This window comes from Oceanococcus sp. HetDA_MAG_MS8 (assembly GCA_019192445.1).
Lineage (GTDB): Bacteria > Pseudomonadota > Gammaproteobacteria > Nevskiales > Oceanococcaceae > MS8.
In genome coordinates this window covers 459483-472419 of the sequence record JAHCMK010000003.1, presented here as the reverse complement: position 1 = coordinate 472419, position 12937 = coordinate 459483, and the positions used below count along the sequence as shown (strand labels likewise).

9 protein-coding genes and 1 tRNA gene are annotated in these 12937 nt (G+C 58.6%); 4 read left to right on the top strand and 6 right to left on the bottom strand.

Features of this window, described 5'->3' with window-relative positions; genetic code table 11:
* Positions 1–101: 101 nt before the first annotated feature.
* Complete coding sequence (gene glmS / locus KI787_07925) at positions 102–1934, bottom strand: glutamine--fructose-6-phosphate transaminase (isomerizing) (GenBank protein ID MBV6629877.1); 1833 nt, start codon at positions 1932–1934, stop codon at positions 102–104.
* A gap of 103 nt (positions 1935–2037) precedes the next feature.
* Positions 2038–2853: a ribonuclease Z gene (locus KI787_07920; GenBank protein MBV6629876.1), complete on the bottom strand. Its 816-nt coding sequence runs from the start codon at positions 2851–2853 to the stop codon at positions 2038–2040.
* A 91-nt stretch (positions 2854–2944) separates the two neighbouring features.
* Here KI787_07920 and KI787_07915 point away from each other — a divergent pair, with 91 nt between their 5' ends.
* From KI787_07915 to KI787_07905, 3 genes are all read left to right on the top strand, one after another.
* Positions 2945–3601 (top strand): alpha-ketoglutarate-dependent dioxygenase AlkB, encoded by a 657-nt coding sequence (locus tag KI787_07915; GenBank protein MBV6629875.1) that lies wholly within the window; start codon positions 2945–2947, stop codon positions 3599–3601.
* 96 nt (positions 3602–3697) lie between these two features.
* Positions 3698–6874: a bifunctional proline dehydrogenase/L-glutamate gamma-semialdehyde dehydrogenase PutA gene (putA, locus tag KI787_07910; protein MBV6629874.1), complete on the top strand. Its 3177-nt coding sequence runs from the start codon at positions 3698–3700 to the stop codon at positions 6872–6874.
* A gap of 131 nt (positions 6875–7005) precedes the next feature.
* Positions 7006–7437: a hypothetical protein gene (locus KI787_07905; GenBank protein ID MBV6629873.1), complete on the top strand. Its 432-nt coding sequence runs from the start codon at positions 7006–7008 to the stop codon at positions 7435–7437.
* A gap of 25 nt (positions 7438–7462) precedes the next feature.
* On the opposite strand, the gene KI787_07900 is transcribed toward KI787_07905, so the two are convergent.
* Positions 7463–9778, bottom strand: a complete 2316-nt coding sequence (locus tag KI787_07900) for a hypothetical protein (protein ID MBV6629872.1) — start codon at positions 9776–9778, stop codon at positions 7463–7465.
* Between the two features lie 300 nt (positions 9779–10078).
* Between KI787_07900 and KI787_07895 the strand changes: the two genes are divergently transcribed.
* Positions 10079–10906 (top strand): HDOD domain-containing protein, encoded by an 828-nt coding sequence (locus tag KI787_07895; protein ID MBV6629871.1) that lies wholly within the window; start codon positions 10079–10081, stop codon positions 10904–10906.
* Positions 10907–11020: 114 nt separating this feature from the next.
* Here KI787_07895 and KI787_07890 read toward each other — a convergent pair.
* The 3 genes from KI787_07890 to pth all read right to left on the bottom strand — a co-directional run bounded on the left by KI787_07890 (position 11021) and on the right by pth (position 12912).
* A tRNA-Met gene (locus KI787_07890) sits at positions 11021–11097 on the bottom strand.
* Between the two features lie 62 nt (positions 11098–11159).
* Complete coding sequence (gene ychF, locus KI787_07885) at positions 11160–12251, bottom strand: redox-regulated ATPase YchF (protein ID MBV6629870.1); 1092 nt, start codon at positions 12249–12251, stop codon at positions 11160–11162.
* 79 nt (positions 12252–12330) lie between these two features.
* The gene (pth, locus tag KI787_07880) at positions 12331–12912 is read right to left on the bottom strand and encodes an aminoacyl-tRNA hydrolase (protein MBV6629869.1); all 582 of its coding nucleotides are present in this window, start codon (positions 12910–12912) and stop codon (positions 12331–12333) included.
* Positions 12913–12937: the final 25 nt, after the last annotated feature.

Genomic DNA, 12937 nt, shown 5'->3' with positions numbered 1-12937 from the left:
TTTGGTTCCCTCAGCACCCCAGAACGGGTGATTCCCCTGGGTAAAAACATAACCTCGTCGATCATACGTAGATTCAATAGCTTAGGCAAAGGCCTTGAACCTCATTCCACTGTCACCGACTTCGCCAAATTACGTGGTTGATCGACGTCCGTACCCTTCAATACCGCTACATGATAAGAGAGAAGCTGCAGCGGCACAGTAAACAAGAGTGGCGCAATACTGGCTGGCGCCTCCGGCATGTGGATAACGTGCACGCCGGGTTCGGACTCTAATGCTGCACCTGGATCTGCAAACACGTATAGCTGGCCGCCGCGAGCGCGCACGACCTGGAGGTTGGCGCGCAGCTTATCCGCCAGTGCATCTCCAGGGGCGACCGCCACCACCGGCATGTCTTCGTCAATCAATGCCAGCGGGCCATGTTTCAACTCCCCCGCAGCATAGGCTTCAGCGTGGATATAACTGATTTCTTTGAGCTTAAGAGCTCCTTCCATGGCGACGGGATAATGCAATCCGCGCCCCAAAAACAGGCAATGGTGTTTCTCCACGAACTGCTCAGCCAATACATTCAAGCTGCGGTCCATGTGCAGGGCACGCTCAACAACACCCGGAGCGCTGAGTAAATCTCGGCACAGCGCTGACTCAGCCTGCGCCGACAAGCGCTGCTGCTGCTTGGCGACATAGCCGGCGACCAAAAGCATGCTGAGCAACTGCGTGGTGAAGGCTTTGGTGCTGGCCACACCAATCTCGACACCGGCACGCGTCAGCATCACCAGATCACTCTCATGCACCATAGACGACTGCGGGCTATTGCAGATCGTGAGTGTCGCCAGGTAGCCCGCCTGCTTGGCGTAGCGCAACGCAGCCAAGGTATCAGCCGTTTCCCCAGACTGTGAGAGGGTGATAAACAAAGTATTGGGAGGCACAACAGGTTCGCGATAGCGGTACTCGCTGGCGAGCTCCACCTGTACAGGAAGTCGTGCCAACTGCTCTATCCAACCTCCCCCGACTAATCCGGCATGCCAGCTGGTTCCACAAGCCGCAATATGGACTTGCTGCACCTGACTGAGAATATCGGTGGCCGCGGGCCCCAGAGAGCTCTCCAGCAGCTGCGCTTCGGTCAAACGCCCCTGCAAGGTGTCGAGCAAAGCCTGTGGCTGCTCAAATATCTCTTTGAGCATGTAGTGACGATACCCGGCCTTGTCGGAGGCATCGCCCAATGCCGCCAGCTCTTTGGCGGGGCGCTCCACCAACTGCTTGTCGCGATCGTAGATTGTCAAGCTATCGGCGCTAAGCTCAGCAGTATCCCCGTCCTGCAAATAAATGAAGCGCTGGGTGACTGGCAATAGGGCTTGGGCATCGGAGGCAGCAAAATGCTCCCCCACTCCAAGGCCGAGAACCAACGGCGAACCCATTCGGGCACACACTAACTGCTGCGGAGCATGAGACCACATCACCGCGATGGCATAAGCGCCCCGCAAACGTTCTATCGCTGCCTGCACGGCGGCATGGAGATCGCCCCCCTGCAGGGCGCGGGCGATGAGGTGGGCAACCACTTCCGTATCTGTCTGCGAGTGAAAGACGACGCCGTCGGCGCGCAGCTCCTCGCGGAGCTCCACATCGTTTTCAATAATGCCGTTATGCACGACCGACAGCTGGTCAGCGACGGTTTGCGGATGCGCGTTGTTCTCGCTGACCCCACCGTGAGTGGCCCATCGAGTATGCGCGATGCCGCAACTGCCCTGCGTCTTCGCCTGCTCAACAGCCTCCCCCAACGCAGCCACCTTGCCCACGGCCCGAACCGTTGTCAGTGTCGAGGGCGAATCTTGGATGGCCAAACCTGCCGAGTCGTATCCCCGATACTCCAAACGGCGTAAGCCCTCCATCAAGATTGGCACCACATTTCGGCTGCCAACCGCCGCTACGATTCCACACATCAGCTCGTTCTCACTCTACTGAACACGTCCCTGGTCAAGAGCGCTAGTGTACCGAGGCTTGCTCCACTCCTGCCGCACCCAGGGCTAAAGTCAGCATCAATCTCTAAGCAGGGCCGGGATCTTTGGAGCGGGGCTCTTGAGCGGAAGCCGGGTGAGAGCTGTGCGTGGTTGCCTGTCCATGGCGGCCCAAATCAAAAACATCTCCTGGTCTCGCCACACGATAGCCTGCCGCTTCAGCCTGCTGTACCGCCGACTCGTTCTCCAAATGGTAGAGCACCATGCGCTCCCGCTGCCCCTGGCTGTACTCGCGTACTAGGTCCTCGATGCCGGTGTGCGCCGGATTCCCGCTAAGCCCAGCGTCATGGAAGATAGTCTCCCCAGCTCCAGCCAAGGCAGTCACCCATTCTGGAATCGGCCGGGTGTCTCCGCTGTAGAAAAACAAGCCGGGCACAGCAAGGCCAAAGGCCGAGTTTGGGCGATGGTGGCGCGTAGGGAAGACCTCGCAGCGGATTCCATCCAGCCAAAACTGGCGATGCACAGGTATGAGCTGGAAAACATCCCAAAAGTTGCTTCCACCTTCGGCCAGAGCCTCCGGATAAGAGCCCAACCGCTGTTGAAGTAAGGGCACCAACTCCGCCGGGCAGAACAATTTCAGCAGTGGCTGCGGATTGCCATTTTCTGCTGCCACGGCAAGCTGGTAGTACCAACTCTCCAAGCCAGCGCAGTGGTCCATGTGCACATGAGTCAGAAATATCGCCGGTGGCAGCGCATCAAAATCTCGCTGCCACAGCTGGGGAACCGACCAGCCGCAGTCCACCAACAAACGCGGCTTGCCGTCACTTAGCCAAACGGCGGCGGCATTTCCTAAATCTGGGCTTTGGCTGTTGCCGCTGCCAAGGAACATCCATTCATGGACCATAAGGTAGCCTTTAGTATGGGCGACGCGGGCCTCAACCTACGCGAGTGAACATAGTCATGTGCCTATGATGTGTTACCCGCATGACAACTCTATGGACGCCAAGGTGGCAACTAGTCGCGTGAATGATCCCGAACGCTCGACACTATCGACGCCAGTAGCCTTGCAACCGGGTGACGGGGCCAGCCTCGTACTTTACCGCGAAGCATTGGGCGCAGAGCATGCCGCGCGCACGTTGGCGGAATTACGCGCGACACTCCCCTGGGAACAACAGTCCATCCAAATCTACGGCAAACAGCATCTGCAGCCCAGGCTAAGCTGCTGGATCGGCGACCCTGAGGCAGCGTATTCCTATTCAGGAACCCGGTTTCACCCGCGTCCCTGGCCAGATTCTCTATTGCGGATTCAAAAATGCCTGGAAACCTTGACTGGGCACACATTCAACAGCGTGTTGTGTAATGCCTACAGGGACGGCCATGACAGTATGGGCTGGCATGCGGACGACGAGGCCGAGCTTGGAGAGCGTCCCGTTATAGCCTCCTACTCGCTAGGGGCCACACGGAGCTTCCAAATGCGCCCCAAATCTCGGCCCAGGCCGTCCCCACCGTGGAGCATTGAACTGGCTCATGACGACTTGGTAGTAATGTCTGGCCGCACCCAGCAGCTTTGGCAACACGCTATTCCCAAACGCCTGCGGGTCAAGGACTGGCGCATCAATCTCACCTTTCGCTGGATTAAACACGCCTCCTGACTTTAGGGCTATTTGCGGACCTCAAAGGCGCAACTACACCATTTCGCTTGCGCTGGCTGTTAGGGTGGGATATCACTCGTATCCCGCGTGATACCAATGCGAACCATACCGATGGACAACGCCGACCTCCCCCAACGCACCCAACGCTGGAACCGTGTGCTTAAGCAAAAGCACCTCAGCGAAGAGCTGGCCGTTGATGAACTACTCCGGCGTGTCAAAGCCAAGCCCTACCCTGCCGCAGATGTGGGAGAGGTTGCCCAGCAAGTGGTTGCTGCATCCCGGGAGCAACGTTCCCGGCAGGGAACATTAGACGCCTTCTTGAATCAATTCGGTTTGAGCAATCAGGAGGGAGTTGCCTTGATGTGTCTGGCCGAGGCGTTACTGCGCGTGCCAGATGCCCCTACCCAAGATGCACTCATTGCGGAAAAAATCTTGGCTGGCAAATGGTCTGAACACCGCGGCCACTCGGAGAAAATATTTGTCAACGCTGGCGTGTGGGCATTAATGCTGACCGGGCGGCTACTCGAATCTGAGCAACAAGAAGCCCACGCCTTGGGCACCCGTATCCGCAAGTGGGTCGCCAAAAGCAGCGAAAGCACCATTCGTGGGGCGGTGCGCCAAGCGATGGCCATTATGGGCGGCCAGTTTGTCTATGCCGAGCGCATTGAAGACGCCCTGGAGCGTCGCCCCAAAAAAGGCTACGTGCCAGGACTATTCTCCTTCGACATGCTTGGGGAAGGCGCACGCACACCCAGCATGGCCAGCCGATATTTCGAGCATTACGCCAATGCTATTCAGGCCGTGGGCCGCCGCGACGCAAACAGCTCCGAACCGCTGACACGCCGCGCTTCGGTATCTATCAAGCTCTCGGCTCTACATCCACGATACGAGGCCACGCAGCCCCAGCGGGTCTGGGATGAGCTCTATCCGCGCATCCGTAGTCTCATCGTTCAAGCCGCGGAGCGCGATGTTCCAATCACGCTGGATGCTGAAGAAGTTGACCGGCTGGAGACCAGCCTGGAAATTCTGGAGCAGCTGCTGCAAGAGCCCAAGATTCGTGGCTGGAACGGCTTGGGGCTTGCGTTACAGGCCTACCAACTCCGTACACCGGCCATTATCGAATGGTTGCAACAGCTTGCTGAAGACACCGCGCATCAGATTCCCGTGCGCTTGGTTAAGGGTGCCTACTGGGATTCCGAGATCAAGCACAGCCAGGAGCAGGGCCATCCGGGCTACCCGGTCTACACCAGCAAGGCCGCCACTGACCTGAGTTACTTGGTGTGCGCCCAAATGCTGTTCGATTGTGGCGACTGCGTCTACCCTCAGTTCGCCACCCACAATGCTCACACCATGGCGGCTGTGATGGCCATGTCCAAGGGGCGGCCATTTGAGTTCCAGCGCTTGCACGGCATGGGTGAGCTGCTCTACAAGGCGGCCCGAGAACATGCGGTTGACCCCAAGGTTCCAATCCGCGTTTACGCCCCTGTGGGCGAGCACGCCGACCTTCTCCCTTATCTGGTTCGTCGCCTATTAGAGAACGGAGCGAACTCCAGCTTTGTCCACCGCTTCCTCAATGAGCAGCTTCCCATTAGCGATGTGATCGCCGACCCCGCTGAACTCATCCGAGAGAGCCGGGCGCACGCGCACGACCATGCTCATGGCCGCATTCCCTTGCCCCATGAGATGTATGGAGAAAGCCGCGAGAACTCCAAAGGCATGGATGTATTTGGCACCATGAGCCGACAGGCTTTGGAGTCAGCCTTGGAGCGTCACCGGCGCGCAGCAAGCCCCGAGGCGAGCTGTTTGGTGAATGGCCTCCCCTGCGGCGGCGACCCCATCGACGTGTATTCACCCGTTGATCAGCAGATGCGCGTGGGCAGCGTGCGCTTGGCAACGCCCACCGAACTGGACGAAGCCCAGCGCGTGGCGCGTGCCGCGCAGCCCGCATGGGATGCGCGTGGCGGTGTGGACCGCGGGCGCATCTTGCGAGCCATGGCTGACGCCCTGGAAGCCGAACCTGCCCAGCTTTTGGATCTCATTAGCCGGGAAGCCGGGCGCACCATTCCGGATGCCATTAGCGAAGTCCGCGAAGCTGTGGATTTCCTGCGCTTCTATGCCGCACAGGCGGAGGCGGAGTTCGAGCAGCCACAGGTGCTACCTGGACCTACAGGGGAAGCTAACTCTCTGAGTTTGCATGGCCGGGGTGTGTTCGTCTGCATCTCGCCCTGGAACTTTCCGCTGGCAATTTTCACCGGCCAAGTCGCCGCCGCCTTGGCCGCGGGAAACACCGTATTGGCGAAGCCCGCCGAGCAGACCAGCATCATTGCGCAGGTCGCAGTACAACGCTTCTTCGAAGCAGGCCTGCCGCCCCAGGTCTTGCAGCTTCTGCTCGGAACCGGGGCCGAGGTCGCTGCTCCATTGATCGCGCAAGGTGACATCGATGGCGTGGCCTTTACTGGCTCTACCGCCACCGCCAAGCGCATTCAATTGGCTTTGGCGCAACGTTCTGGGGCCATCTTGCCGCTAATTGCTGAAACCGGCGGCTTAAATGCCATGGTGGTTGATTCCACCGCCCTGCTGGAACGCGCCTGCGACGACATTTTGGCCTCGGCCTTTGGCTCAGCCGGTCAGCGCTGTTCTGCATTGCGAATGCTGTTGGTGCAAGAAGACATCGCCAAAGATCTCCTAGCCATGCTCAAGGAAGCGCTGCAGATGCTGCGCCTGGGCAAACCCTGGGAGCTGTCCACAGATGTGGGGCCGGTGATTGATCAAAAGGCCCGGCAAGGAATTCAAGCTCACCTCGAGCGCATGCAGTCTGAAGCGCGTCCCGTGGCCCATCTCGGCGTGCCCAGCAGCCTGCGCAGCGGAAACTTTGTGGGGCCGCACATCATCGAGATTGATGGCATCAACCAAGCTCCGGAAGAAGTGTTTGGCCCGGTTCTTCACGTGCTGCGTTGGAATGCCCGCAACCTACATCAACATATGCAGGATCTCAAAGCCACCGGCTATGGCCTCACTTTTGGTGTGCATAGCCGACTGGACCGGCGCCAGGATAATTGGGCGCGTTTCATGGGTGTGGGTAACACCTACATCAACCGCAGCATGGTAGGAGCAGTCGTGGGATCACAGCCCTTCGGCGGCAGTGGCCTCTCAGGCACTGGCCCCAAAGCGGGTGGCCCGCACTACTTGTACCGCTTCGCAACGGAACGCTGCCTGAGCGTGAATACCACCGCCATCGGTGGCAACACGGAGTTGTTCAGGATCGCTGAGTAACGCAGCCAGCGTACCCAGACGCGCTACAAGCCGCTGATTTTACTGCCCTTTAACGTTTCTATTACAGCTGCTGCGCTTGACTAGGAGCCATCCTTTTCAAGCGCAGCCGCCGGCTGCCGGGACGGTGCAGCATGCGATCCACGCTGTTGGGTTTAGCAAGCTTAGTGCTTTGTACAAGTGGCGCTGCCAGCGCGGCGCCAGCAACGGGCGCCATCAAAAATGGCATTGCTATCGCTTGGCCCATTACTAGCCAGGGCAATCTGCATCTGCAGCTGCATGAGCGCAACAACCCGGACAAGCAACCCCTACGCTGGTCTAGGCGCATTGAACCGCGTAGCGACAACCGCCTGCGCTGGTCGCTGGGCACCGTCATTAAGGGCTATCGCACATGGGATGGGCAAAATCTCATTCGGCCCATTCCCAGAGTTCGCGCCAATATGCCTTGGCGGGGCCACCGTGTATACACCGAACTGAGCTACGGCCAATGGAGCTCAGATGGACGACGCACACCTATGGATGACCCCACCGTGCAATGGCATATGCGCCTGGACTGGCGGCGCTAAGCGCCATGTCCAAGCGCCTTCAGCCTCAGCGCTGCGGGTAGACGAAAGCCGGGGCGTAAAGGCCTGTTCCTGACTGCATAGGAGGAGCGGGTAGCTTCTCGCCACCCACAATCATGCGGCCACTGTCATCCACATAACGCAACCATGTCTGCGTGGGCTGTTTGCCCTGCCCCGGTGCGCGGTAATCACAAACGCCATCGGCAAACACCTCCTCCAACACGCTCCACTGCTCTTCGGTGAAAGGCACCGGCCCATAATCGAAGTCTCTGGAGAAGGGCTTGAGTTGGCAATTGAAGTTGTCGGCGGTACGGGTATCTCCCGCCACGGTGCGCGGCGTGCCATAAGCATACAGAGGACGAAGAAGGTCGACGCAAACCTCACCGAGCACCCTCTGCCCGCTCAGGAGCGCACATTGGTCTTCGATATCTGCGGGTCGACTCCGCGAAATTTTGTCGGCCAGCGGCGTGGCACTGTTGTCTGCCTCTATAGCGGCCAACCAGCGGTCCATGGCATCTAAGCCCGAATACACATAATCCAGATCGCCCACTAAAGGCGCGGGCCCTGCCCACATCACATGGTTGCGAGCACTGCCATGCTCGCGCTCAATACGCCAGCGAACCCACCAGGCGTGCACAGAGTCGTGGGCAATACCTGGGTCCGGCCCCACCAGCGTCAGGATGGGAACGGTATCCAGGTTATTGGCCATATTGATCGCACCACTCTTGTAGGCATTCGCAACCGCCATGGGGTCGGCTTGGGTACGTTCGGCTTGTGGCTGAATATCTAAGGTCAGGCCACCAATACGCTGATTGAGGTCTACGAATTGGGTGGTGGTGATCTGCCCGTTCCGCAGGGCTTCTAAGCCGTACTGCACGCCGACGTTCCCGAGCGGGATGCCGGTGAAACCAAAACCGACCTGCTGCTCTGGTGCAAACCATACCTCCGGCGGGCGTTGGCCAAAAACATGTGGCATCCACTCGATGATGCCGCAGCGCTGCCCGCTGGGATTGGTGTCGGGGTCATAACTGTTGTCGCCAAAGCAGCTTCCCGTCGTACGAGTGGCCGCCTTGAACAGACCCTCATCAGCCGTGACGGCATTGACATGAGAAATATGCCCTTCTACGAGACCCCATTGGTGTGGGCTCCAAACGACGCCTGGCCCCCAATTCTGAGGGTTTTCAAAGTACAGGCGCATGAGATGCAAATCGAAGAACTGCAAACCTGGAGACAATGAGTCCGGGTAGGCACACTGAGTAATCAGCCCCTGATACAGCCCTGGATAGGCGTTCGCCATGGTCAACTGCGCGATGGCACCGCCGGAGCAGCCCGAGCCAATGGTGTAGCGCAGCGGCCCATATTGCTCAACGAAACGCTCCTTGGCCATCATGATCGACTCGGCCTGCAGGATGGGGTCGCAGTTATGGCCCCCGTTGTTCAAGGCGGTGGAGAGCACCGCATATCCCTGGCTCAGAGCGTAGACATAGCTTTGCTCGACTTGCGGCACATCATTCAAGGTGCCGGAGTAATCATTCAGCGGCGCCCGACCCGGCGTATACGATGCCCCACAATTGCCGCCATGAGGAATGAATAGCTTGCCATTCCATTGCGGTTGTGGCGCCCAGGACTGCCAGTCATCCTCAGGGTTGAACAGTGTCAGGATCTTGTACTGATCGCGATCTTGATAGCCCACTTCCTGGCGCACAATGAATGGCACCGTTTCGCCAGTCTGCGTGGTGGTCATGGCCACATCACCTGGTGGGTTCGCCGGATCATAGGGCTGCAGCTCAACCCCCAGACGGGCCGGAGCCAGCGGACCAAGCGCATCATTGAGCCCATCCTGCAAGGCCGCCTGCGGACGGTAGAGAAAACTGTACTCCGCCGGCTGGTTGCAAAACATATCTACAGCCCCATCCTGACAGCGTAAACGCTTGATCTCAGGCCGGGAGAAAATTGGCCCCTCGTTGGGGTAATTACGAATCACGATCTCATCATCACCCGCACCAGCCAAGCTCACCCGCAGCTGGTTAGACCCCAAGCGCAAGCCCTCAAGCAGCGCCATGATCCCAAATTCGGCGCCACGCCAGGCAAAGCGGTCGCTGACCTCGTCTCCGTTCAACCAGGCTTGAAGCAGGGGCGCTTGCGCCGCATCTGCACCCTTTACAGCCACTAGCACATCACCGGCACTGACCAGGTCTGCGCGGTTGGATAAAACTTCTAGAGTCAGTTTGTCGCGCGAACCTGTTCCATCAGCCCGCCCGTCCAGGGCAGAGTCTGTGCGCCCGCCTGGCGTACAGGCCAGCAATAGGGCCAACACGCCGGCCAGCGTGAGTTGGGTTTTCATGGTGTCTCCTCGTTGTCAGGTTCGCGGCCACGCGACTAATAAACCCGCGCGTGCCAAGCACTTAAGTCTAGGTGGTTTTATGGCACTAGAGAGTCATAAATATTGCTAGCCCTTACTCCGCAGCAGTGCGGCTGCTTAGGCTGCGGCCCTGAGTGCCCAGCGCTTGCATCCCGGCAGATTCAGCGCATTGCTGTTTTGAGCTTCAGCAAGGCGCCCCATGTTCACGGCCAGCGCTAGCCAGGGTTAGCACCAACCCCGCCTACCCCGGCCTAAAGACTGTATTACCGGAGCCCAGAACTCATGAGCCAATCGGACGTCGACAGCCTACTCGCCCGCATCAATGACCTACCGATGATGCCCAAAACCATCCTCGCCCTGATGGACGAGTTTAACCAGGAGGAGGCCGACATCGACCGGATTGCGGCGTTGATCGGCGCCGACCCTGTGCTTGCAGCCAAGTTGCTCCGTTTAGCGAACTCTGCTTTCTATCATCGGTCGCGCACAGTGAGCCGTATTGACGACGCCGTGGTGTTCATTGGAACCCACGCCACTCGTAACCTCGTGTTGGCAACTGGGCTGGCCGCCAGCATTCGGTTCCCCAATTGGTTTCCTAAAAAAGACTTTTGGCGCTTTAGCCTGCATACCGGTGTAGCGGCGCGCTATTTCGCTCGTAGTGGGCGTAAAGACCCAGAAACAGCCTTCGCCACTGGACTCATTCGGGCGATTGGGGAGCCGCTGGCCGCCTCCGCCATGCAAGATCAAATGATGGAGATCAATAGACAAACCCCGTTTTATGAGGCTGAGCGTTTGCACCAAGAAACGCAGACTCTGGGCTTTAACTACGTTGACATCACCTGTGCCCTGGCGCGCCAGTGGAACTTTCCCGAAGAGCTCATCGCTATCCTGGCCCAGTCGGACACTAGCCAATACGCCTCCGCCAGCCCCTTGGGCACGGCCGTCGCTGTCGGCGCATGGATCGTAGGTCAAGAAGAGGCCGGGCGTGAGCTAGAAAAGGAAGAGCACGCAGGCTTATTGGAGCGGCTACGCAAAGCCAGCATCCCTATAGAAGCGCTGGATGAAATGCCGCCCCTGGCCGAGCTCAGTGAAGGCCTGGAGCAGATGTTCTAGGGACGTTTGGAAGAGTCTTCCAAGGGATCAAAGAGCAAAGCACCATGCTTGGCTTGCACCACACCCGTGTTGGGTGGACTGGACAGCCCCGTTTTTCCACTAGGGAATATTAGATGGTGGCTACGGGTGGACTCGAACCACCGACCTCAGCATTATGAGTGCCGCGCTCTAACCAGCTGAGCTACGTAGCCACGGTGCCACTTTGGCAAGCCCGCCATTTTAGCGGGCTTTTAAATTCTGGTCAAAAGATAATTCAAACATTGAAGCGGAAGTGCATCACATCGCCTTCTTGGACAATGTAATCCTTGCCCTCCAGGCGCCACTTTCCGGCCTCTTTAGCTTTGGCCTCGCCACCGCAGGCGATGTAATCATCATAGGCCACCACTTCGGCCCGGATGAAACCTTTTTCAAAATCGGTATGAATGACGCCAGCGGCCTGCGGAGCAGTCGCACCCTTGCGCACGGCCCAGGCGCGCACTTCTTTTTCGCCTGCAGTGAAATAGGTCTGCAGCCCGAGCAGCTCGTAAGCAGCGCGCACCAACCGGTTGAGGCCAGGCTCTTCCAGGCCAAGGTCGGCCAGAAACTCCGTTTGTTCGTCAGCGTCCAGGACCGCCAGCTCCGCTTCCATAGCACCGCATACGGCCACCACCTGAGCCCCTTCACGCTCCGCCATAGCATGCACGGCGTCGAGCAACGGGTTATTGCTGAAGCCATCTTCGGCAACGTTGGCCACGTACAGAATTGGCTTGAGCGTGAGCAAGTTGAGGTCCCGCAAACTCAGGCGCTGCTCGTCGCCCAGCTCCAAGGTGCGCGCAGGGTTGCCTTCATCCATATGCGCAATAAGCTGATCCAGCAGCTCAACCCTTGCGCGTGCCGATTTGTCGCCGCTTTTGGCCACCTTGGCGCTCCGCTCGCGGGTACGCATGACAACTTCCAAATCGGCCAGCACCAGCTCGGTATTAATCACTTCTGCGTCGCGCACAGGGCCGATGCTGCCACTCACATGAATGACATCATCATCCTCAAAGCAGCGCACAACATGGGCGATGGCATGGGTTTCCCGAATATGCCCTAAGAACTGATTGCCTAGCCCTTCGCCCTTTGACGCCCCAGCAACCAAGCCTGCAATGTCCACAAACTCGCAGGTTGCCGGCAAAATTTTCTGCGGCGAAACAATGTCGGCCAAGGACTGTAGACGGGGATCGGGCACCGGGACAATGCCAACATTGGGGTCAATGGTGCAGAAGGGGTAGTTCTCGGCTGCAATACCCGCCTTGGTCAGCGCGTTAAAGAGCGTCGACTTACCCACGTTGGGAAGACCTACGATGCCGCAACGAATCGCCATATTTGATGTCCTATCCTAATCTTTGACCAGCGCGGGAGCCCCGCCCTTGTTTGAGAGTGTGTGTGGGCCTAAATTCGCCTTAGCAAGCACTATGCAGCCTTTGCACGGCAGCGTCCCAACCCGCAAGCATCCAGTCCTCAACGGCGCCGGCCGCCAAGTCACAGCCTTGATCAAGCTGCGCTTGTTCCTCTGCGCCCGCCGCAGACAACACGTACCCCAGCACCGCTTCCTTACGTCCGGGGTGACCGACGCCTATGCGCATCCGCAGAAAGTCGGGGCCACAGTGTTGGATGATGTCTTTAAGGCCGTTGTGTCCGCCAGCTCCCCCACCCCGTTTCATCCGCACCCGCCCTGGTGGCAGATCCAGTTCATCATGAGCGACCAGCACCTGAGCGAGGTCGATTTTGTAGAAATCCATGATGGCGCGCAGCGCGAGCCCGGATTTATTCATGAATGTCTGGGGTTTGGCCAGTAGCGCGCGCCGCCCACCAGCCAATTCAATCTCACACACCTCGGCATGCAACTTTGACTGAAGCTTCCAGCTGGTATGTCCGGAACGAGCCAAGAGATCCACCATCCAGAATCCAGCGTTGTGCCGGGTTCGTGAATACTTGTCACCCGGATTACCCAGGCCGGCGATGAGAGTGCGTTGTACTGGCATGCTCAGGGCCTCCTAAAAACAACAC

Coding starts and splice junctions, on each gene's coding strand:
- glmS (MBV6629877.1), bottom strand. CDS start 1,934: ATGTGTGGAATCGTAGCGGCGGTTGGCAGCCGAAATGTGGTGCCAATC.
- KI787_07920 (MBV6629876.1), bottom strand. CDS start 2,853: ATGGTCCATGAATGGATGTTCCTTGGCAGCGGCAACAGCCAAAGCCCA.
- KI787_07915 (MBV6629875.1), top strand. CDS start 2,945: ATGGACGCCAAGGTGGCAACTAGTCGCGTGAATGATCCCGAACGCTCG.
- putA (MBV6629874.1), top strand. CDS start 3,698: ATGCGAACCATACCGATGGACAACGCCGACCTCCCCCAACGCACCCAA.
- KI787_07905 (MBV6629873.1), top strand. CDS start 7,006: ATGCGATCCACGCTGTTGGGTTTAGCAAGCTTAGTGCTTTGTACAAGT.
- KI787_07900 (MBV6629872.1), bottom strand. CDS start 9,778: ATGAAAACCCAACTCACGCTGGCCGGCGTGTTGGCCCTATTGCTGGCC.
- KI787_07895 (MBV6629871.1), top strand. CDS start 10,079: ATGAGCCAATCGGACGTCGACAGCCTACTCGCCCGCATCAATGACCTA.
- ychF (MBV6629870.1), bottom strand. CDS start 12,251: ATGGCGATTCGTTGCGGCATCGTAGGTCTTCCCAACGTGGGTAAGTCG.
- pth (MBV6629869.1), bottom strand. CDS start 12,912: ATGCCAGTACAACGCACTCTCATCGCCGGCCTGGGTAATCCGGGTGAC.